This window comes from Mycolicibacterium sp. ND9-15 (assembly GCF_035918395.1).
Classification (GTDB): Bacteria; Actinomycetota; Actinomycetes; order Mycobacteriales; family Mycobacteriaceae; genus Mycobacterium.
In genome coordinates this window covers 3,896,792-3,917,511 of record NZ_CP142362.1, presented here as the reverse complement: position 1 = coordinate 3,917,511, position 20,720 = coordinate 3,896,792, and the positions used below count along the sequence as shown (strand labels likewise).

Annotated in this window: 18 protein-coding genes; 8 read left to right on the top strand and 10 right to left on the bottom strand. The window is 67.3% G+C overall.

Annotated elements, in window-relative coordinates; genetic code table 11:
• Window positions 1-265: 265 nt before the first annotated feature.
• The 5 genes from QGN32_RS18675 to QGN32_RS18655 form a co-directional block, all read right to left on the bottom strand.
• The gene (locus QGN32_RS18675; RefSeq protein WP_326545781.1) at window positions 266-757 is read right to left on the bottom strand and encodes a beta-class carbonic anhydrase; all 492 of its coding nucleotides are present in this window, start codon (window positions 755-757) and stop codon (window positions 266-268) included.
• A 75-nt stretch (window positions 758-832) separates the two neighbouring features.
• On the bottom strand, window positions 833-2,362 hold the full coding sequence (locus QGN32_RS18670; protein WP_326545780.1) for a sensor histidine kinase: 1,530 nt from the start codon (window positions 2,360-2,362) through the stop codon (window positions 833-835).
• Window positions 2,340-3,044 (bottom strand): response regulator transcription factor, encoded by a 705-nt coding sequence (locus QGN32_RS18665; RefSeq protein ID WP_326549146.1) that lies wholly within the window; start codon window positions 3,042-3,044, stop codon window positions 2,340-2,342. Before QGN32_RS18665 ends, QGN32_RS18670 begins: the two co-directional genes overlap by 23 nt.
• A gap of 120 nt (window positions 3,045-3,164) precedes the next feature.
• Window positions 3,165-3,410 carry a hypothetical protein gene (locus tag QGN32_RS18660; RefSeq protein WP_326545779.1) on the bottom strand — a complete coding sequence of 82 codons (246 nt, stop codon included), beginning with the start codon at window positions 3,408-3,410 and terminating at the stop codon, window positions 3,165-3,167.
• Between the two features lie 102 nt (window positions 3,411-3,512).
• A complete protein-coding gene (locus QGN32_RS18655) occupies window positions 3,513-3,779 on the bottom strand; it encodes a hypothetical protein (protein WP_326545778.1) in 267 nt (88 codons plus the stop codon).
• A gap of 156 nt (window positions 3,780-3,935) precedes the next feature.
• Between QGN32_RS18655 and QGN32_RS18650 the strand changes: the two genes are divergently transcribed.
• The 5 genes from QGN32_RS18650 (at window position 3,936) to QGN32_RS18630 (ending at window position 10,827) form a co-directional block, all read left to right on the top strand.
• Window positions 3,936-4,913 (top strand): ABC transporter permease, encoded by a 978-nt coding sequence (locus QGN32_RS18650; RefSeq protein ID WP_326545777.1) that lies wholly within the window; start codon window positions 3,936-3,938, stop codon window positions 4,911-4,913.
• Window positions 4,910-5,842: an ABC transporter permease gene (locus QGN32_RS18645; protein ID WP_326545776.1), complete on the top strand. Its 933-nt coding sequence runs from the start codon at window positions 4,910-4,912 to the stop codon at window positions 5,840-5,842. The genes QGN32_RS18650 and QGN32_RS18645 overlap by 4 nt, the downstream gene beginning before the upstream one ends.
• On the top strand, window positions 5,839-7,680 hold the full coding sequence (locus tag QGN32_RS18640; protein WP_326545775.1) for a dipeptide ABC transporter ATP-binding protein: 1,842 nt from the start codon (window positions 5,839-5,841) through the stop codon (window positions 7,678-7,680). The genes QGN32_RS18645 and QGN32_RS18640 overlap by 4 nt, the downstream gene beginning before the upstream one ends.
• 11 nt (window positions 7,681-7,691) lie before the next feature.
• A complete protein-coding gene (locus QGN32_RS18635) occupies window positions 7,692-9,362 on the top strand; it encodes an ABC transporter family substrate-binding protein (protein ID WP_326545774.1) in 1,671 nt (556 codons plus the stop codon).
• Between the two features lie 100 nt (window positions 9,363-9,462).
• The gene (locus tag QGN32_RS18630) at window positions 9,463-10,827 is read left to right on the top strand and encodes a wax ester/triacylglycerol synthase domain-containing protein (protein WP_326545773.1); all 1,365 of its coding nucleotides are present in this window, start codon (window positions 9,463-9,465) and stop codon (window positions 10,825-10,827) included.
• 90 nt (window positions 10,828-10,917) lie between these two features.
• Here QGN32_RS18630 and QGN32_RS18625 read toward each other — a convergent pair whose 3' ends face one another.
• From QGN32_RS18625 to QGN32_RS18615, 3 genes are read right to left on the bottom strand one after another with little or no spacing between them, the layout of a single operon-like run.
• Entirely contained in the window at window positions 10,918-11,394 is a 477-nt protein-coding gene (locus tag QGN32_RS18625; protein WP_326545772.1) for a DUF309 domain-containing protein, read from the bottom strand.
• A gap of 25 nt (window positions 11,395-11,419) precedes the next feature.
• The gene (locus QGN32_RS18620) at window positions 11,420-14,041 is read right to left on the bottom strand and encodes an AAA family ATPase (protein WP_326545771.1); all 2,622 of its coding nucleotides are present in this window, start codon (window positions 14,039-14,041) and stop codon (window positions 11,420-11,422) included.
• Window positions 14,038-15,186, bottom strand: a complete 1,149-nt coding sequence (locus QGN32_RS18615) for a metallophosphoesterase family protein (RefSeq protein ID WP_326545770.1) — start codon at window positions 15,184-15,186, stop codon at window positions 14,038-14,040. Before QGN32_RS18615 ends, QGN32_RS18620 begins: the two co-directional genes overlap by 4 nt.
• A gap of 104 nt (window positions 15,187-15,290) precedes the next feature.
• Between QGN32_RS18615 and QGN32_RS18610 the strand changes: the two genes are divergently transcribed.
• Window positions 15,291-15,809, top strand: coding sequence for a SixA phosphatase family protein (locus tag QGN32_RS18610; RefSeq protein ID WP_326545769.1), 519 nt, complete (start codon window positions 15,291-15,293; stop codon window positions 15,807-15,809).
• On the opposite strand, the gene QGN32_RS18605 is transcribed toward QGN32_RS18610, so the two are convergent.
• On the bottom strand, window positions 15,806-16,366 hold the full coding sequence (locus tag QGN32_RS18605; protein WP_326545768.1) for a DUF3558 domain-containing protein: 561 nt from the start codon (window positions 16,364-16,366) through the stop codon (window positions 15,806-15,808). The two genes, QGN32_RS18610 and QGN32_RS18605, sit on opposite strands and share 4 nt — an antisense overlap.
• Entirely contained in the window at window positions 16,363-16,929 is a 567-nt protein-coding gene (locus QGN32_RS18600; protein ID WP_442791727.1) for a DUF3558 domain-containing protein, read from the bottom strand. Before QGN32_RS18600 ends, QGN32_RS18605 begins: the two co-directional genes overlap by 4 nt.
• A 77-nt stretch (window positions 16,930-17,006) precedes the next feature.
• On the opposite strand from QGN32_RS18600, the gene QGN32_RS18595 reads away from it, so the two are divergent.
• Both QGN32_RS18595 and QGN32_RS18590 read left to right on the top strand, forming a co-directional pair.
• A complete protein-coding gene (locus QGN32_RS18595) occupies window positions 17,007-18,755 on the top strand; it encodes an ABC transporter ATP-binding protein (RefSeq protein WP_326545766.1) in 1,749 nt (582 codons plus the stop codon).
• Window positions 18,756-18,763: 8 nt separating this feature from the next.
• Window positions 18,764-20,668 (top strand): ABC transporter ATP-binding protein, encoded by a 1,905-nt coding sequence (locus tag QGN32_RS18590; protein WP_326549145.1) that lies wholly within the window; start codon window positions 18,764-18,766, stop codon window positions 20,666-20,668.
• Window positions 20,669-20,720: the final 52 nt, after the last annotated feature.

Sequence of the window (20,720 nt, the reverse complement as noted above, 5' to 3'; positions counted from 1 at the left end):
CGGCCATCGGACCCCGATCTGCGCACGCTCGACCGGCTGCGAGCGCGCGTCGACTGCTGTTTCACGCTTACTCGGGAGGTAGTTGTACTCGCGCGAACGCCGTCGATGATGTCGCGGTGACGGCCTCGGCGTGGGCGCAGTCGGTGGCGAAGGCGATCGCGACCTACAATTCGGCTAGCTCGCCGAGCGCGAGCGTGCATAGAGCGTTGTTTCTCCGCGGCGTGTCGTGATCAGACATGCACGCTCGCGCCAAGAAGAAGGGGTGCTACACGGTCACTTCGGTGAGCCGGCCCGTCGCGACGTCGAACACGAAGCCGCGCAACGACTCGTGCTTGGTGACGAACGGACTCGCCTCGATCCGTCGCAGCGACTGCCGCACGTCCTCCTCGATATCGATGAACGACTCGGCGGCCCACTCGGGCTTGATGCCGATCTCGTCTTGGATCTGCTGTTTGAAGCCGTCGTCGGTGAACGTCAGCATGCCGCAGTCCGTGTGGTGGATCAGGATGATCTCTTTGGTGCCGAGCAGCCGTTGGCTGATGGCCAGCGAGCGGATCTCGTCGTCGGTGATGACACCGCCCGCATTGCGGATGACATGCGCCTCACCGTCGCCGAGGCCGAGAATCCGGTACACGTCGAGCCTGGCGTCCATACACGCCACCACGGCGACGTGCTTGCTCGGCGGTAGCGGCAGCGGCCCGGAGAAGGTGCTCGCGTAGGCCTCGTTGTTCTTCAGGTACTCGTCTGTCACGGACATCCGTCGACCATATATGCACGCGAGCGTTTCGCGGCCGAAGAAAATCAGGGCGATCGAATAGATGCCCGGCTCAGGTCAATCGGCGGGAAGCGTGACGGTGAAGCGCGTGTCGCCGGGCACGCTGTGCAACTCGATGGTGCCGGAGTGCGCCTTGACGACGGCCGCGACGATCGCCAACCCGAGGCCGGTGCTGCCGTCGCGACGAGAGCGTGACGAGTCGCCGCGGGCGAACCTCTCGAAGATCTCGGGCTGCAACCAGACCTGAATGCCCGGGCCGTCGTCGGCCACTGTCAGCACCGCCGAACCGTCCGGGGCCACGGCCAGCGAGGTGGTCACCGACGTGCCCGGCGGCGTGTGGGTGCGGGCGTTGACAAGCAGGTTGGCAAGTACCTGGTGCAGGCGCGCCTCGTCCCCGACGACGACCACCGGTTCCTCGGGAAGGTCCAGCGCCCATTGATGCTCCGGACCCGCGATGTGGGCGTCGCTGACCGCATCGACGATCAGGTGCGACAGATCGACCGGCTCATGTCGCAGGGGTCGGCCGGTGTCGAGCCTGGCCAGTAGCAGCATGTCCTCCACCAGTCGGGTCATGCGGCGCGTCTCCGACTCCACGCGGCTCATCGCATGAGCGACATCGTCGGGTACGTCATCGCGTTTGCGTTGCGCCAGTTCGGTATAGCCGCGGATGGCTGCCAGCGGCGTGCGCAACTCATGGCTCGCGTCGGCGACGAACTGGCGCACCCGGGTCTCGCTGGCGTGCCGCGCTGACAGCGCCGACGCGATCCGGTCCAGCATCCGGTTCAGCGCGGAGCCCAACTGACCCACCTCGGTGTGCGCTGCCTCTGGGTCGATCTTGACGATCGGCGTCGGCAGCAGGACTTCGCCACGGTCGAGTTCGAGGTCGGCCACCTGGATGGCAGCATCGGAAACCCTTGCCAGCGGGGCAAGTTGACGGCGGATGATCAGAATTCCGACGCTCGTTCCGCCGATCAGCGCCGTCGCCCCGACTGCGCAGAAGATGACCGCGACGGTCAACAGGGTGTCGTCGACATCCGAGGTCGGCAACCCGATGACGATGTTCTCGCGGCCCCGGGGCGAGTGCAGTGCGACCACCCGGTATCGGCCGAGTCCGTCGAGGCCGATAGTCGTCGGCGTATCCGGCGCCACCTGTGCCAGCTGTTGCGCTGCGGCCGTGCTGATCTCGCTGCGGGCGCCGTCAGCGGTGATCACCCCGGCGTCGACTCCGGTGCCGCGCGAGACGACCGCGCCGACGGTGCGGGCCGCCTGCCCCGGCGCGTTGAGAAAGGCCGGGCCGGGCCCGAAGTCGTCACGGCTCATCATGCGCTGGCGGAAACCCGGGCGCGGGAATCCGGGCGGCGGTGGCGGACCGAACTCGAACAGACCCGCCGACCGGCGGGCGGTCTCGGCCAGGCGCTCGTCCAGCTGGTTGTACAGAAAGTGTTGCAGCGCAAGCACTGTGCCGATGCCGACAGCCACACACACCAATGCAAGCAATACGATCTGGGAGGCGAGCAACCGTGCTCGCAACGACCACGTCTGCGGCGAACGGATCCGCGGGCCGTCAGCGCGCAGGCTTGAGGACATACCCGGCACCACGCAGGGTGTGGATCATCGGCTCGCGCCCGTTGTCGATCTTCTTTCGCAGGTAGGAGACGTACAACTCGACGATGTTGGACCGGCCGCCGAAGTCGTAGCTCCACACCCGATCGAGGATCTGCGCCTTGCTCAGCACGCGTTTCGAGTTGCGCATCATGAACCGCAGAAGTTCGAATTCCGTCGCGGTCAGCGTGATCGGTTCACCGCCGCGAGTCACCTCGTGACTGTCCTCGTCGAGCACGAGGTCACCGACCACGATCTTCGCGCCGCCCGGTTCGCTCGCTACGCCCGTGCGCCGCAGCAGCGCCCGCAGCCGCAACACCACTTCCTCGATGCTGAACGGTTTGGTGACGTAGTCGTCGCCGCCGGCGGTCAGCCCGGCGATCCGATCCTCGACGGAGTCCTTGGCGGTCAGCAGCAGCAACGGTAAGCCGGGAGTCCGCTCACGCAACCGGCGCAGCACATCCAGCCCGCTCATATCCGGCAGCATGACGTCGAGCACCACCACGTCTGGCGGGGTTTCGCGGGCCGACGCGATGGCCGACGCCCCGTCGGCCGCGGTCGCGATGTCCCAGCCCTCGTAGCGAAGCGCCATCGACATCAACTCGGCGAGGACCGGTTCGTCGTCGACGACCAGCACGTGTATCGGCTTCCCGTCGGCACGGCGCATCACGGCCCTACCCGGGTCCTGCACGCTCACGGCTGGTGATTGGGGGCGGTCACGGCTCCATTATCGCGGCCACCGTGAGCTGCGGCTGTGCGTTTCCTATGCGCCCGCTGTGGAGTGGGTCTAGGGGGTCGGCGGCGGCTCCGCGGTCACCTCGGGTGTCACCACCGACGTCTCCGGCGTCTCGGGCGCCGCCGAATCGGTGATCGTCTCGCCGGTGGTGATTGCAGACGTGGTCACCGGACCCGGGGTGACGGGCGGCTCATCGTCCTGAGCGGCGGTAGTGGATGCCACGGAGAACGCCCCCATCGCCAGCAGGGCGCTGACGCCTACCGTCGCCGAGAGCAGCTTGATCTGCTTCGAGTTCACTTTGACGCCTCCGTTGGTCCGGTGGGCGGCGTCAGCCAGCGTCGCAGCCCGTCTAACCGTGCTGGATAGCCCAACGGGCAGCCGGTGAAACGGCCGAACGAGCTACTTGGCGGCTTCCTCCTCCGACGGCAACGGCGCCGGACCCTTCATCGCCGGCACCGCCATCCCGACCGCGGGCGCTTTGGCCGGCGTGGTCTGCGTACTCGTCGCGCCGACGGTCATATTCGGCTTTGCCAGCGTCGCGGCGCCCGACGTGTGGGGGACCGCGACTCCGAGCGCGGCCATCCCGAGGACCGCACCGCCGCCGATCGCGGCGGAGATCGTCTTCACATAAGTGGCCCGTCGGGCCCTGTGACGTACCACCTGCATCCGTCCAGTTCACGCGGCATTGCTGGACGCACGCTGGGCACCGGGTAAGAGTTCGCCAACACCCGCAGGTCGCCGCGCTGTCGACGGCCACATCGCGGCCATCGGAGCCGTTATCTCCTAACCTGAGCGCATGCAGCCGACGGACGGAAACTCCGCATGACGCGGTTCTTGGTACGCCGACTGCTGAACTATCTGGTGTTGCTGGCGCTGGCCTCGTTTCTCGTCTTCCTGCTCGCATCATGGCAGTTCGATCCGCTCGACAGTCTGGAGAGCCGCAATCCTCGGCCGCCCCAAGCCGTCATCGACGCCAAACGCGTCGAGCTCGGGCTGGACAAGCCGGTGCTCGAGCAGTACGTCCACTGGGCCTCCGGGGCCATTCGCGGTGACTTCGGTGTGACGATCGGCGGGCAGCCGGTGACCGACGAGCTGTGGCGTCGGGTCGGAGTCAGCCTCCGGCTGCTGATCATCGGCTCGGTGGTCGGCACGGTGATCGGCGTCGCCGCCGGCGCGTGGGGCGCCATCAGGCAGTACCGGCTCAGCGACCGTGTGGTCACCGTGGTGTCGCTGTTGGTGATCAGCACCCCGACATTCGTGTTGGCCAACCTGTTCATCCTCGCGGCGCTGGGCGTGAACAACGTGCTGGGCGTCCGGATCTTCGAGTACACCGGCGAGACGTCGGCCTACCCGATCGAGGGCGCGTGGAACGAGTTCGTCGACCGGTTGCAGCACCTGGTGTTGCCGAGTATGACGCTCGCGCTTTCTTCGATCGCGATCTACAGCCGGTACCAACGCAACGCGATGCTCGACGTCCTCGGCCAGGACTTCATCCGCACCGCGCGGGCCAAGGGGCTGACGCGCCGGCGGGCGCTGTTCAAGCACGGGTTACGCACGGCGCTGATCCCGATGGCGACGCTGTTCGCCTACAGCGTCGCGGGATTGGTCACCGGTGCGGTGTTCACCGAGAAGATCTTCGGCTGGTACGGCGTCGGTGAATGGATCGTCACCGGCATCGGCAACCAGGACATCAACATCGTCGCGGCGATCACGGTGCTCTCCGCCGCGATGATCCTGTTGGCGGGCTTGCTCTCCGACGTGGTCTACGCCGCACTCGATCCGAGGGTGCGGGTGTCATGACCGAACCCGTCAGCACGGAGCCGTCGACCACCGCGCAGTCCGGCATCAACGCTGAGGACACCGGGGGCTTCGCCTCACGACGATCGCTGGTGTTCCGCCGGTTCCTGCGCAACAAGCCGGCGGTGATCTCGTCGGCGTTGTTGGTACTGCTGTTCATCGCCTGCTATGCACTGCCGCCGCTGTTGCCGTACAGCTACAGCGATCTGGACTACTACGCGCTGCAGCAGCCGCCCAGTCCCGATCATTGGTTCGGCACCAACGCGTTGGGACAGGATCTGTTCGCCCAGACACTGCGGGGGATGCAGAAGTCGATGCTGATCGGCGTCTGTGTGGCGTTCATCTCGACGATCATCGCGGCGACAGTCGGGACGATCGCCGGGTACTTCGCCGACTGGCGCGATCCGGTCTTGATGTGGCTGGTCGACCTGATGCTCGTGGTGCCGAGCTTCCTGCTGATCTCAATCGTCGTGCAGCGCACCAAGGGTGACATCGTGTGGATGATCTTGCTGCTGTCATTGTTCAGCTGGATGGTCAGCTCACGGATCGTGCGCGGCATGACGATGAGCCTTCGCGACCGTGAGTTCGTCGCCGCCGCAAGGTATATGGGCGTCAGCAACGGGCGGATCATCGTTCGTCACATCCTCCCCAATGTCGCGTCGATCATCATCATCGACACCGCCCTCAACGTCGGGGTGGCGGTGCTTGCCGAAACGGGACTGAGCTTCCTGGGATTCGGCATCCAGCCACCCGATGTGTCGCTCGGCACCCTGATCGCCGACGGCACCAAGTCCGCGACGACGTTCCCGTGGCTGTTCCTGTTTCCCGGTGGTGTGCTGGTGTTGATCATCTTGTGTGCCAACCTGGTTGGTGACGGGCTGCGCGACGCGCTGGATCCTGGTGCGCGGCAGCTGCGGAGGCGCAAGCGGTGAGCCTGCTCGAAGTCCGCGACCTCACGGTCGCGTTCCCGACGGACACGGCGGCGGTGAATGCGGTGCGCGGCATGAACTTCGACGTCGGCAAGGGCGAGGTCGTCGCGCTGGTCGGCGAGTCGGGAGCGGGCAAATCGGCCAGCGCGATGGCAGTGGTCGGCCTGCTGCCCGAATACGCCGACGTGTCCGGTTCGATTCGGCTCAACGGTGACGAACTGGTCGGGTCATCGGATCAACGGATGTCGGCGATCCGCGGGAAGGCCATCGGCACGGTGTTCCAGGACCCGATGTCGGCGCTGACGCCGGTCTACACCGTGGGTGACCAGATCGCGGAGGCGATCGAGATACATCAGCGCGGCACCGGCCGACGGACCGCGAGGAAACGGGCGGTCGAACTGCTCGAGTTGGTCGGCATCGCGCAACCCGACCGGCGAGCCAGGTCCTTTCCCCACGAACTGTCCGGCGGCGAGCGTCAGCGGGTGGTGATCGCGATCGCGATCGCCAACGACCCCGATCTACTCATCTGCGACGAGCCGACGACCGCGCTGGACGTCACGGTGCAGGAGCAGATCCTCGATGTGCTCAAGACGGCGCGCGACGTGACCGGCGCCGGCGTCTTGATCATCACCCACGACCTCGGGGTGGTCGCCGAGTTCGCCGACCGTGCCTTGGTGATGTACGCCGGACGTGCGGTCGAGGTGGCCACGGTCGAGCAGTTGTACCGCGACCGGCGCATGCCGTATACCGTCGGCTTGCTCGGCTCCGTCCCGCGGCTGGACGCCGCACAGGGCGCACGGCTGGTGCCCATACCCGGCGCACCGCCGTCGATGGCCGCGCTGCCGCCCGGTTGCCCGTTCGCTCCGCGGTGTCCGCTGGCCATCGACGACTGTCGCGCCGCCGAACCGGAGCTATTACCGATGGGCGCCGGTACCGGCCACCGCGCGGCTTGCATCCGCACCGAACACGTCGTCGGCCGCAGCGCCGCCGACATCTACGGGGTGTCGACGGCCCCGCCCGACACACCGGCGGCCGCCGACGCTCCGGTGATCTTGCGCGTCGATGACTTGGTCAAGACCTACAAGCTCACGAAAGGTGTGGTGTTCCGCCGCCAGGTCGGTGAGGTTCGCGCGGTCGACGGCGTCAGCTTTGCCCTGCAGCAGGGTCGCACGCTTGGCATCGTCGGAGAGTCCGGATCGGGGAAGTCGACGACCCTGCATCAGGTCCTGCAGTTGACGGCCCCCGAGTCAGGTTCCATCGAGGTGCTCGGCAAGGATGTGGCCTCGCTGAACCGCCGCGCCCGCCGGGCGCTGCGCGGTGATCTGCAGGTCGTGTTCCAGGATCCGGTGGCATCCCTGGACCCGCGGCTCCCCGTGTTCGATGTGCTGGCCGAGCCGTTGCAGGCCAACGGTTTCGACAAGCGCAGCCGCGACGAACGCGTCACCGAGCTGCTGGGCATCGTCGGGTTGCAGCGCGCCGACGCCTCGCGGTATCCGGCGGAGTTCTCCGGCGGGCAGAAGCAACGCATCGGGATCGCGCGGGCGCTCGCGCTGCAGCCCAAGATCCTCGCGCTCGACGAGCCGGTGTCGGCCCTCGACGTCTCGATCCAGGCCGGCATCATCAACCTGCTGCTCGATCTGCAGCGGCGGTTCGGGCTGTCGTATCTGTTCGTCTCGCACGACCTGTCCGTGGTCAGACACCTCGCTCACCGGGTGGCCGTCATGTACAAGGGCACCGTGGTGGAAGAGGGCGACGGCGACCAGGTGTTCACCAACCCCCGCCACGACTACACCCGGCGGTTGCTCGCCGCGGTGCCGCGGCCTCAGGTGAATCGCAGCTAAAGTCAGAGCGCATGACGATCCGACGCTTCGCTGCGGCGACCATGATCACCGCGCTGATCCTGACCGCCTGTTCCGGCGGCAACGACGAAGCCCCCTCCGCCGGCGGCGAGGCGACGGTCGGAACCACCAACGAGATCAACCCGCAGGACGTCGCCAACCTGCAGCAAGGCGGCAACCTTCGGCTGGCGCTCGGCGACTTCCCGCCCAACTTCAACTCGCTACACATCGACGGCAACACCGGCGACAACAACTCGCTGTTGAGGCCGACGATGCCGCGCGCCTTCCGGATCGCGGCCGACGGCTCCGCCACCGTCAACACCGACTACTTCACCAGCGTCGAGTTGACCAGCACGGACCCACAGGTCGTCACATACACCATCAACCCGGAAGCCGTGTGGAGCGACGGCACACCGATCACCTGGGAGGACATCCGGTCCCAGATCAACGCGACCAGCGGCAAGGACGACAGGTTCGCGATCGCGGCCACCAACGGCAGCGACCGCGTCGAAAAGATCGAACGCGGTGTCGACGACCGCCAAGCCGTCATCACCTTCGCCAAGCCCTGGTCCGATTGGCGCGGCATGTTCGCCGGTACCACCTTGCTGCTGCCCAAGATCTCGACGGAGAACCCGGAGGTCTTCAACAAGGGGCAACTCAACGCCCCCGGCCCGTCGGCGGGACCGTTCATCGTCTCCAACCTCGACCGCGGTGCCAAGCGAATCACGTTGACCCGCAACCCTAAATGGTGGGGTGAGCAGCCGCTGCTGGACAGCATCACCTTCCTCGTCCTCGATGACGCCGCGCGGATCCCGGCGCTGCAGAACAACACCATCGACGCCAGCGGTCTGGCGACGCTGGACGAGATGCAGATTGCGCGCCGGACGGAGGGTCTGAGCATCCGGCGAGCGCCGGGGCTGGCGTGGTACCACTTCACGTTCAACGGTTCCCCGGGTTCGATCCTGGCCGACCCCGCGCTGCGGCGCGCGATCGCCAAGGGCATCGACCGCAAGACCATCGCCGAAGTGACCCAGCGTGGGCTCGCCGACAACCCGGTGCCCCTGAACAACCACATTTTCGTCGCCGGTCAGGAGGGCTACCAGGACAACAGCGGCGAGGTTGCGTTCGATCCCGAGAAGGCCAAGCAGGAACTCGACGCGCTGGGCTGGCGGCTCAACGGCCAGTTCCGGGAGAAGGACGGACGCCAACTGGTGATCCGCGACGTACTGTTCGACTCGCTCGGGACGCGGCAGTACGGGCAGATCGCGCAGAACAACCTCGCCCAGATCGGGGTCAAACTCGAATTGGACGTCCGCCCGGCGGCCGGCTTCTTCACCGACTACGTCACCGTTGGCAACTTCGACATCGCCCAATTCTCCTGGAGCGGTGACGCTTTCCCGCTGGCGAGCCTGACGCAGATCTATCGGACCGGGGCCGAGAGCAATTTCGGCAAGATCAGCAGCCCACAGATCGACGCCAAGGTCGAGCAGACCGTCGGCGAACTGGATCCCGCCAAGGCCCGCACGCTGGCCAATGAACTCGACAAGTTGCTGTTTGAGGAGGTGTTCAGCTTGCCGCTGACCCAGTCGACCGGGAACATCGCCGTCCGCAGCAATCTGGCGAATTTCGGTGCCTTCGGGCTGGCCGACGCGGACTACTCCACGATCGGCTTCATGAAGCCCTGAGTCGGGACTTTTGTGCACGCCTTCGGGGTATTAAGTCCTCTACCGCCGCAGGACCGTCGCGGCGGCTGACATCCGGTCGTAGCCTGAGGACGGAGCCCTCATGACAGCATTCATGCGCAATACGGACGCCTTCACCTGGGCGATGGAAAGCGACCCGCGGCTGAGGTCAACGGTGGTCACCGTGATCATGCTGGACCGGGTGCCCGACTGGGCGAGAGTCCGGGAACGCTTCGACCGGATCAGCCGGATGTTGCCGATGTTTCGGCAGCGGGTGGTGCAGTCGCCACCGCCGGCACCGCCGAGGTGGGAGCAGGCACCCGACTTCGACCTCGACTTCCACCTGCGGCGAGTGACCGCGCCGGCCCCCGGCACGTTGGACACCGTCTTGGAGATGGCGCGGCTGGCCGAGATGGCCGACTTCGACAGGGCCCGGCCGCTGTGGGAAGCCACGCTGATCGACGGGCTGTCTGGTGACGCGGCGGCATTGTTGTGCAGGTTCCACCACGCGTTGACCGACGGGGTGGGTGGCATCCAGATCGGCATGATCCTGTTCGACCTGCACGAGGACCCGGGCACCGCCGCGCCGTTGCCCGCAGAGCCGCAAGCCGCCAGCGGGTCGTGGTTCACCGGCTACGGTGACGCGATCCGCTATCACGCACGGTCGGCGGGTGCCGCGGTGAGCACCGCGGTCACGTCGGCGCCGAGATGGCTGTACCAGGGCCTCCGTCGTCCCGTTGCGGCGGTCAACTCGGCGGTGGAGACGGCGGCGTCCGTCTACCGCACGGTACGCCCGGTGACGAGCACCGGCTCACCCCTGATGACTCGCCGAAGTCTCGTCCGCCGACTCGGTGTTCACGAGGTTCCGCTGCGCCCGCTGCGGGCGGCGGCACATCGCTGCGAGGGCGCCCTCAATGATGCTTTCGTCGCCGCGGTCGCCGGCGGATTGCGCCGTTATCACGACAAGCACGGCATCGCCATCGGCGACCTGCACCTGACCATGCCGATCAGCTTGCGCACCGACGGCGACGAGATGGGTGGCAATCGGATCACGCTCATGCGATTCGACATCCCCGCGGGACTGCCCGACCCGTCCGAAAGGATCAGCGAAATCCGCTGCCGCACCGACAAAGTCCGCAGTGAAAGCTCGCTACCGTACACGCAGACGATCGCCGGGGCACTCAACCTCATGCCCCGTTGGTATATCGGTTCGATCTTGCGCAACGTCGACTTCCTTGCCAGCGACGTGCCGGGAATCCCGGTGCCGGTCTACCTCGGTGGGGCGAAAGTCAGCGGCCAGTACGCATTCGGCCCGACGATCGGCGCAGCGGTCAACGTCACACTGTTGACGTATGCGGGCACCTGCTATTTCGGCATCACCGTCGACACGGCCGCGATACCTGACTACGACCTCTTCCACACCTGCCTCGTCGAGGGCTTCGACGAGGTCCTGGCCTTGGCGGACTGACCGCCCCACATCGGCGGTTTGTGGAGTGCTACCGGCGCTCACCGCCGGTAGCACTCCACAAATCACCCGAAAAGCTGCGCGCAGTCGGAGCTAGTTTTTCGTGAACCTGGGGCGCAGCCGCGCGGGTGTGAGCTCCCTGCCCTGCGCGAGGTCGACGATCAGTGCGTCGGCGTAGTCCACCAGTCCCGCCACGTCCGTACCGTGTGACGTCGGGCCGTCGCAATCGGTAAGGCCGGTCGACGCCCGGCGCAGCACACCCAGCGCACCTTTGGTGTTGCCGCGTTGAACATGGGTGATGCCGACGGCGAGCTGGGCGAGCCCCTGCCAGAGCGGGCGTTCGTCGTCGGGGCGGCTCTTCCACGCCGCCTCGAACACCTCATGGGCGTGAAAGGCCAACCCCTCGTCGAGAAGCTGCTGGGCGTATGCGAGCGTTTCGGCCGGCGACAGGTCCAGCTCGTCGGGGATTCGCGCTACGCCCTCGCTGCCGCGGGGCAGCGGACGTCCCAGCGCATCGCGCGGGCGGGTGTTCCTGGGGCGCCCGGCTTCGTCGCGGTCACGTTCGGCCATGAACCCATCTTGGCACTGGCCGCGACTACACCGTCAGCGCGATGTGCTGGGCGTAATCGACCGCGGCATACCTCTCCGGGCTGCACGTCAGCACGATCACCTGACCCTCGCCGCCGACGGCGTTGAAGACCGCGCCCATCTTGACCAGGCGGTCGGGATCGGTGAACCCGAGCGCGTCGTCGATGACCACCGGCACGCTGTCCTCCTTGGCCACCAATGCCGCGCTCGCCAGGCGCGCCACGATGCCGAGTTGCTCCTTGGCGCCGCCGGACAGCGAATCGTAGGGCACCGTTCGGCCCGACAGCGTGCGAGTGCAGATCCGCAACGCGCTGTCGATCTCCACCTCGAAGCTGTCGCCGAACACTATGCGGCCCAACCGCTCCACCTCGGCGCGGAACGGGTCGACATAACGCAGCCGGGTCGCGTCGCGGTGCCGCGAGATCACCGATCGCAGCAGCTCGGCGGCCCGCGCGCGGCGCTGCACCCTCGAATACTCGGCGGCGGCGTGCTCCCGCTCGGTCTCGGCCTCGTCGAGCCTGCCCTTACGGCCCTCGGTCCCGTACACCTTCAACTGCGTGCTGACCTCGCGCAGCGCATCGGCCACCTCGTCGTGGCCGGCCGCCAACTCCTCCTCCCGGCGCACCGCCTCGCTCAGAGCCGTGGCCACCGCAGCGGGCTGCGTGCGGTCCAACTCCTCGCTGAGCCCGCCGACCAAGGTGGCGGCTCGCAGCGCTTCGTCGGCATGCGTTTGAGCCTCGACCGCGAGTTCGTCGTCGCCGGCGACCGCGCGCTGCGCCTCCAGCCGTTCGAGGGCCAACGCAAGCTCTGCGTGTGCACCGGTGAGCTTCTCGCGCGCGACGGTGAGCCGAGTATCGCACTCCCCCAACCGCTTTGATGCCTCCTCAGCGACCTTTCGATGCGTCTCGCAATCGGCGATCACCTGCTTCTGCGCGACCGTCGCGGTGTCGAGTTCGGCCCGGGCGGCGCCGGCGTCCACGTCGGACGATTCGGCCACTTCTGGCTGACGTTCGTTGAGGTCGGCCAATCGGGCCCTGAGTAATACCGCCGATTCGTCTCCGACCAACGCCTCGGCAGTCGCCTTCAGCCGGTCTCGGGCCGTCGTCAATTGTTGACGTCGCTGGTCGAGGGTGCGGGCGCCGGCGATGTCATCGACACCGCACACCTCGAGCGCCGAAGCCAAGACCGCTTGTGCGGCATCGAGTTTGGCCTGGGTGTCGGACGCGGGCATACCCGGCATCAAGCGAGCAGTCAGCAGATCCGGCACCTCGACAGCGGTCTCGGCGCTGACATTGGCGGTCCACGCCTCACCTGCAACCAGCGAGACAGTCTGGCCCCCGACGCGCACCTCGATGTCGGCGGTCGCGACCAATTCTATCTGCGCCGACGCCAACTCGACCTGTCCCTTCGCCACATCCACCGCACCTTTGGCGGCCTCGATGGTCCGCATGCCCTCGTCGGACAAGCGGATCTCGCCGAGTTCGTCCTGCACACTTGCCAGGTCACGGTGTGCGGCGTCGATCTTCGCCAGTCGGGCGACGATCCGGTCCGCTTCGTCGCGGTCGGCGAGCTGCTGGACCGATCGGCGTGCCGCGTCGACGCGACCCTGCGCCATTTCCAACGTATCTCGTGCTTGCTCGGCGGCGGCCTCCGCGATCGCGGCCACCTCGGCGGCCCTCGACCGCTCTTCGGCGGCCTGGGTGACGGTGGCCTTCAGATCGACGATCGTGGTGGTCCGCTGTTCGATGTCGGCACGCAACCGCCGCCGCTCGTCAACCGCTCTGCGCGATGTGTCGTGGGTGGCCTGCGCCGCCGCGGCAACCAACTCCGCTTCCTTGAGCTGTCTGGTCAGCGCGGCCACCGCTTCGGCTGCCTTCTGCGCGTCGGCCAGTTGCTTCGCCGCGTCGGCGCGTTGTGCCGTCAGCCGGGCCAGGTCGTCGGTCAGGGTCGCGTGCCTGCGGACCGCATCGTCGACCTGCGCGACCGCGGCGGCAGCCTCGGCCAGCGCTTCCTCGGCGGCCCGCAACCGGTTGATGGCAGCGGCCCATTCACCGGTGGGCCTGCCGGTGCGAGTGAAGTAGCGCAAGTGCTCCTCGTCGATGCGGTCGATCAGCAACGGTTCGGCACCCGACAGCGCCACCGAATCGCCGGCGGCCACGTCGAGCGCACGCGACAGCGCGTCACATCCGGACAGGTCCACCGCCGAGGTCGAGGCCGACTGCAACACCCGCTGCGCCTGCCACAGGCACGTGTCGACGGTCTCGTCGAGCATGGCCCGGACCCGCTCGTGCGCCTCGTCGCCGGTGAGCTGCTCGCGCCGCGGCCGCAATACCGTCAGCTCGGTCTCGAAGCGCTTGTGGAAGCGCTTGCGGTACACGAATCGGTATGGGCCGGTGGAGATCTCGGCCTCGACCTCCGCGCCGACGTCGGCGTGGGTCGGTTTGACCTCTTTTACCTCTTTCTTCGCCGACCGGTCCTTGGCCTCGATCAGCAGGTCGAGCGCCTCGATCATCGACGACTTGCCGATCTCGTTGGCACCGCTGACGACCACGACCCCGCGGTCGGGGAACTCGATCTCGCGGTAAGTGATGCCGCGGTAGTTGGTCAGAACCAGGCGGTGCAGTTTCACGCCACACCTCGATCCGACAGCCGCAGAAGCAGTGCGAGCGCGGCGCGGGCGTCGTCGGCCGCCTCCCCGTCCGAACGTGCGGTGGCGACCAGCTCGTCGACGGCCGAGGCCGCGAAACCACCGATACCCAGGTCGTCGAACTCACCGTCGGCGGGAATCACCGCGATGTCGGTCTGCTTCTCGCAGAGGCTCAGCGCGGCGAACAGCCGGTCGTACTTGTCCAGGCATGTGTCGAGCGCTGCCTTGTCGGTGACAGTCAGCGACCCGGTCAGCGCGAGCCGCACCACGGTGCGTTCCTTGTCCGCCATGAGGTCGAGGTTGATGTCGAGGTCGGTGACGTCGCGGCCGGTGTCCACGGCCCGGCGCAACGTGACGAACCGCCAGCGCCCCACCTCACGCGGTTCGACGCGCACCGGATGCGCCGGGTCGTCCTCGTCGATGTCGACGATCAGCACGTGCCCGGGGTCGACCTCGATGTCGTCGTAATTGGTGACCTCCGGCGACCCGGAGTACCAGATCCGGCCGGTGGACCCGACGGGCATACGAGAGTGCTTGTCGCCCAGGGCCACATAGTGCACGGCGCCGCGACCGAGCGCCGCCTCCAGCGCCGCCAGCCGGATCAGCGACGGCCGGTCCTTGTCGGGCACGAAGATGTCCACGCCCCCGTGGCCGACGACGACCCGCGCCACGCCATCGGCGGGTAGGTCCGCGAGCACCGCCGCGACCGGATCCGACGACGGCGCCTTCGACGTCCACGGCGCCGCCACCAGTTCCAGACCTGGCCGCACCTCGTACACCCCCGCGCGGTCGAGAACCGTCACGTTGTCGGGGCGTTCGGCGGTGAACAGCGGGCTGGTGTACACCGACGAGGCGTCCAGCGGGTCGTGGTTGCCGGGCAGCAGATAGACGGGAACGCCGATGGCACGCATGGCCTCCAACGACTGGCTGACCACGCGCGGCGCCAGTTGGTTGCTCTCGAAGACGTCGCCGGCGACCACGACGAACTCCGCGCCGGCCTCGGCGGCCGTCCGCCCGAGCGCGACCACCGCGTCGCGGCGCGCGGCCGAATAACGGGGCTGCGCCTCACCATTGAGGAAGTACCGGGTCATGCCGAGTTGCCAGTCGGCGGTGTGCACGAATCGCATCTCAGCCCGTTCCTCCCCGTTGCGTGTTCGCCAGGCATCGCGAGTGTAGGGCGGGCCACCGACAAGTCCCGGGAGGCGCCTCGGCATGCCCTACCGTTAGTCCGATGAGCGACCGGTACCGCACGCTGCTGCTGCTCCGGCACGCCAAGTCCGCCTACCCGCCGGGCGTCGTCGACCACGAACGCCCTCTGGCGCCGCGGGGTGTCCGCGAGGCCGGGTTGGCCGGCGACTGGCTGCGCGCGCACGCCCCAGCGGTGGACGCGGTGTTGTGTTCGACCGCTACCCGGACCCGCGAGACGCTTGCGCGCACCCGCATCTCCGCGTCCGTCGAATACCTCGACCGCATCTACGACGCGACGCCGGGCACGGTGATCGACGAGATCAACCGCGTACAGGAGCACTTCGACGCCGACGTGCAGACCCTGCTGGTCATCGGCCACGAGCCGGCGATGTCGGCCGTCGCGCTCGGCCTGGCCGCCGCGGACGGCAGCAATAACACGGCCGCCGAACGGATCTCGATCAAGTTCCCGACGTCATCCATCGCCGTGCTGCGCACCGGCGAGCCGTGGCATCGGCTCTCGTTCGACGGCGCCGCACTCGTCACTTTCCATGTGCCCCGCTAGGCGCGGGTCGCGAGTGTCAACTCCATCAGCTTCAGCGCCATCTGGCAGGCGTCGATTCCCGGCGACTGCGGATTGATCCACCACCCGACGACACCTGCCGCATCGCTGGCCACCCCGCATGCGCCGTTCGGATCGTTGGGCCGCATCACGATCGACGCGATGCCCGCCACCGAGCGGTTCTCGATCTGGTACTTCAGCTTCTGCGCGGTTTCGCGTTCGTTGTCGAGGCTGCCCTCCTCGAACCAGAACCGGGTGATGTCGACCAGGCCGGACGGATTGGCGGCCTGCCAGCGACAGATCGCGCCGACGAATGTGCTCTGGATATCCAGGGGATCGGCGCCCACGGTCTCGGCGAGGATGTCCTCGGTCAGCACCTCGCACTCTTTGAGGAGATTCGGGTACTGCCGCTCGGAGTCTTCGTTGCGCGGACCGCTGCCTCCCGAGCCCGACTTGGCCGCGGTGCCGTCGACAGTCTTCGTGCAACCGGTGAGCAGCGACAGCACGGCGAGCACAGCGATGAGGCCCGCACTCAGCCGGCGAGCGAACGCGCTTCTCATTCGGAATTCACAATCGATTGGCGGGTCAGTTCCTTGGCGACGTCGCAGGGATCCGGGAACGGTTTGGAGGCGTAGCTGACCGACCATTCGATGAAGTCGTCATCTAACTGGATGCCGATCTCGCACAGGTTGGTGCCCAGTAGCGGGTCGTCGCCGATGGCGATGAACCCGCCGTGACCCTCGATGTCGATGTCCTCGACGCTGGTGCGGGACAATTCCTCGGTCTTGCGCTCGCGCCCGATCGGGCTTCCCCGGAACCAGCTGAACGAGAAATGGGGGCCGAGTATGCTGCCGCCGGCCAGCCACTGGCACCCGACCGAGTTCTTCGCGGTGTTCACCAGCCCCGGCACGCGGGTCAGCTTGATGACCTCCTGGTCGCCGATGCCACCGCACTCCGGGAAGAACGGCCCGTGCGAGATGTCCTGCGCAGGTCTTGGGCTGTCCTCGGGCACCTGGGGCCCGGAGGGTTCCGAATCCGAGCATGCGGCGGACAGCGGGATGACCACCGCGGCCGCGACGGCCAGGCAGCGGGTCACACGCGTGCTGTGGGTCACGCCATGCACTGTAGCGGCGGATCCCCGGGTCAACCACCGACATGCCGGTTGACCTGCTTGTATATCGGGTGTGCGACAGTAACGGGATGCTATGGGCGCTGCTGCGACAGTACGCGCGGCCATATCGGGCGCGGCTCGCCGCCGTCGCGACTCTGCAGTTGATCAGCACACTCGCCTCGCTGTACCTGCCGACGGTCAACGCATCGATCATCGACGACGGCGTCGCCGCCGGAAACCTGCGCAGAATCGTCGAGCTGGGCGGGGTCATGGTCGCGGTCACCGCGATGCAGGTGATGTGCGCGGTGGGCGCGGTGTACTTCGGGTCGCGGGCGGGCATGGGCGTCGGTCGGGACCTGCGCGCGGCACTCTTCAACCACGTGACGGGGCTCTCGGCCGAGGACACCGCACGGTTCGGCGCCTCGTCGCTGCTGACCCGCACCACCAACGATGTGCAGCAGATCCAAGTACTGGTGCAACTGACCTGCACCACGCTCGTCACCGCGCCGATCATGTCGATCGGTGGAATCTTCATGGCGGTGCACCAGGACGCCGGGCTGTCGTGGCTGCTTCTGGTCAGTGTGCCGATCCTGGCGTTGTCCAACTACTGGATCGTGGGCCATCTGCTGCCGATATTCCGCCGCATGCAGCGTCTGGTCGACGGCATCAACCGGGTGATGCGCGACCAGCTCGCGGGCCTTCGGGTGATCCGCGCGTTCGCCCGGGAGCCGTTCGAGCGCAATCGGTTCGCCGAGGCCAACCAGGCGCTGGCCGACACCGCGCTGCAGGCGGGCCGCTGGCAGGCGCTGATGCTGCCCACCACGACGCTGGTGATCAACGTCTCGAGCGTCGCCTTGATCTGGTTCGGCGGGCTGCGGATCGACGCCGGGCAGATGCAGGTCGGCTCGCTGATCGCGTTCCTGGCCTACTTCATGCAGATCCTGATGGCCGTCCTGCTGGCGACGTTCATCCTGGTCGTCATCCCGCGCGCGTCGGTGTGCGCCGAACGCATCACCGAGGTGCTGTCCACCGAACCGAAGATTCTCACCCCCGAGCAGCCGGTGCGACCGGCGAAGATCCAGGGCGAGATCCGGCTGGAGGCCGCGTCGTTCTGCTATCCGGGAGCCGAACGCCCTGTGCTGCAGGACATCTCGCTGACGGTGCGGCCCGGTACGACGACGGCGGTCGTCGGTTCCACCGGTTCGGGCAAGTCGACTCTGGTGTCGCTGATATGCCGGATGTACGACGTGACCAGCGGTTCGGTCCGACTCGACGGTGTCGACGTCCGCGACTACGATCCCGAGCAGCTGTGGTCGGTGCTCGGCGTGGTGCCCCAGCGCGGCTACCTGTTCTCGGGCACCGTCGCCGAGAATCTCCAGCTGGGCATGGTCCCCGGACAGGTGGCCACCGAGGACGAGATGTGGGATGCGCTGCGGGTCGCGGCGGCCGACGATTTCGTCCGCGCGCACGCCGACGGCTTGCACATGCGGGTCGCGCAGGGCGGCGCGAACTTCTCCGGCGGACAGCGGCAGCGACTGGCCATCGCCCGTGCGGTGATCCGTCGACCCGCCGTGTATCTGTTCGACGACGCGTTCTCCGCACTCGACGTGCACACCGACGCAAACGTGCGCTCAGCGCTGCGCGAAGTGTCGGCGGATGCCACGGTCATCGTTGTCGCACAGCGCATCTCCACCATCACACACGCAGATCAGATCGTGGTGATCGACGACGGCCGAATCGTCGGGGTCGGCACTCACGAGACCCTGCTGACTGTCTGCCCCGAATACGCCGAGTTCAGCGACTCCCAGTCCCCGGCCACAGTGGGTGACCCACGGTGAGCGGGCCGATGGCGCGGCCGATCCGCGGCATCGTGCAGGCGCCGACCCAACGTTCGCGCGACTTCACCGGTTCGGCGCTCCGGCTGGTGAAGCGGCTCACGCCGCAGCGTGGCCTGACCGCGGCGGTGATTCTGTTGGGCATCGGCGGCATCGCGATCAGCGTCATCGGGCCGCGAATCCTCGGGCACGCCACCGATCTGCTGTTCAACGGTGTGGTCGGGCGTCAACTGCCGGCGGGCCTGACCAAAGAGCAGGCCATCGAGGCCGCCCGCGCCCGGGGCGAGGACACTTTCGCCGATCTGCTCTCGGGAATGAATGTCGTCCCCGGCCGAGGCGTGGACTTCGGTGCCGTCGGGCGCACCCTGCTGCTCGCGCTGGGCCTCTATCTCATTGCTGCATTACTGGTCTGGCTGCAGGCACTGCTGCTCAACGTGGCGGTGCAGCGGACCATGGTGACGCTGCGCTCCGACGTCGAGGACAAGCTCTACCGGATGCCGCTGTCCTACTTCGACTCTCGTCAGCGCGGCGAGGTACTCAGCCGGGTGACCAACGACGTCGACAACATTCAGACCTCACTGTCGATGACGATCAGCCAGCTGATGACGTCGGTGCTGACGGTGCTCTCGGTGCTGGCGATGATGCTGACCATCTCGCCGCTGCTGACCCTGCTGACAGTGGTGACCGTGCCGCTGTCGCTGTGGGTGACCCGGGCGATCGCACGCCGGTCGCAGCGCCTGTTCGTCGCACAGTGGGCGAACACCGGCCGGCTCAACGCCCACATCGAGGAGACTTACAGCGGCTTCACCATCGTCAAGACCTTCGGCCACCGCGCGGCCGCCCAGGAACGGTTCCGCGAGTGCAACGACGACGTGTACCACGCCGGTGTCGGCGCGCAGTTCTTCTCGGGCCTGGTAGGCCCCGCCACCACGTTCATCGGGAACCTGAGCTATGTCGCGGTCGCGGTGGTGGGCGGGTTGCAGGTGGCCACCGGCCACATCACGCTCGGCAACATCCAGGCGTTCATCCAGTACGTCCGCCAGTTCAACCAGCCGCTGACGCAGCTGGCGGGCATGTACAACACGCTGCAGTCCGGCGTGGCCAGCGCGGAACGCGTATTCGACCTGCTCGACGCCGAGGAAGAGGCGCCCGACCCGCCGGCCCACCTTCCGGCGCCCGACCCGGGCCGACGGGATCTGGTCGGCCGGGTGGAGTTCGAGGACGTTACCTTCGGCTATCACCCCGGTACACCGGTGATTCGGAACCTGTCGCTGATCGCCGAACCCGGCAGCACGGTCGCGATCGTCGGGCCGACCGGAGCGGGCAAAACCACTCTGGTGAACCTGCTGATGCGCTTCTACGACGTCGACTCCGGCCGCATTCTGGTTGACGGCGTGGACATCTCGACGGTCAGCAGGTACTCGCTGCGGTCCCGCATCGGGATGGTGCTGCAGGACACCTGGCTGTTTGGCGGCACCATCTACGACAACATCGCGTACGGCAGGCCGGAAGCCACCGAGGACGAGTTGCTGTCGGCGGCCAAGGCCGCCTATGTCGACCGGTTCGTGCACATGCTGCCCGACGGGTATCAGACTCAGGTCAGCGACGACGGCGGCACGATCAGCGCCGGCGAAAAGCAGCTCATCACGATCGCCCGCGCGGTGCTGGCCCGACCCCGGCTGCTGATCCTCGACGAGGCCACCAGCTCGGTCGACACCCGCACCGAGCTGTTGATCCAGCAGGCCATGGCGGAGTTGCGGCGCGACCGGACGAGTTTCATCATCGCCCATCGACTTTCGACCATCCGCGACGCCGACGTCATCGTGGTGATGGAGGCGGGTCGAATCGTCGAACGCGGCAGCCACGCCGAGCTGCTGGCTAAGCGGGGCGCTTATTGGTCCATGACGCAGGCCTAGCCGCCGTAGGCTAGGCCCATCCCCCGCGACCGTGCGATTGGACGCGCCGACG

Coding starts and splice junctions, on each gene's coding strand:
- QGN32_RS18625 (WP_326545772.1), bottom strand. CDS start 11,394: ATGGCCGAACGTGACCGCGACGAAGCCGGGCGCCCCAGGAACACCCGC.
- QGN32_RS18665 (WP_326549146.1), bottom strand. CDS start 3,044: ATGCGCCGTGCCGACGGGAAGCCGATACACGTGCTGGTCGTCGACGAC.
- QGN32_RS18595 (WP_326545766.1), top strand. CDS start 17,007: ATGCTATGGGCGCTGCTGCGACAGTACGCGCGGCCATATCGGGCGCGG.
- QGN32_RS18650 (WP_326545777.1), top strand. CDS start 3,936: ATGACGCGGTTCTTGGTACGCCGACTGCTGAACTATCTGGTGTTGCTG.
- QGN32_RS18605 (WP_326545768.1), bottom strand. CDS start 16,366: ATGAGAAGCGCGTTCGCTCGCCGGCTGAGTGCGGGCCTCATCGCTGTG.
- QGN32_RS18630 (WP_326545773.1), top strand. CDS start 9,463: ATGACAGCATTCATGCGCAATACGGACGCCTTCACCTGGGCGATGGAA.
- QGN32_RS18670 (WP_326545780.1), bottom strand. CDS start 2,362: ATGTCCTCAAGCCTGCGCGCTGACGGCCCGCGGATCCGTTCGCCGCAG.
- QGN32_RS18610 (WP_326545769.1), top strand. CDS start 15,291: ATGAGCGACCGGTACCGCACGCTGCTGCTGCTCCGGCACGCCAAGTCC.
- QGN32_RS18645 (WP_326545776.1), top strand. CDS start 4,910: ATGACCGAACCCGTCAGCACGGAGCCGTCGACCACCGCGCAGTCCGGC.
- QGN32_RS18675 (WP_326545781.1), bottom strand. CDS start 757: ATGTCCGTGACAGACGAGTACCTGAAGAACAACGAGGCCTACGCGAGC.
- QGN32_RS18590 (WP_326549145.1), top strand. CDS start 18,764: ATGGCGCGGCCGATCCGCGGCATCGTGCAGGCGCCGACCCAACGTTCG.
- QGN32_RS18655 (WP_326545778.1), bottom strand. CDS start 3,779: ATGCAGGTGGTACGTCACAGGGCCCGACGGGCCACTTATGTGAAGACG.
- QGN32_RS18635 (WP_326545774.1), top strand. CDS start 7,692: ATGACGATCCGACGCTTCGCTGCGGCGACCATGATCACCGCGCTGATC.
- QGN32_RS18615 (WP_326545770.1), bottom strand. CDS start 15,186: ATGCGATTCGTGCACACCGCCGACTGGCAACTCGGCATGACCCGGTAC.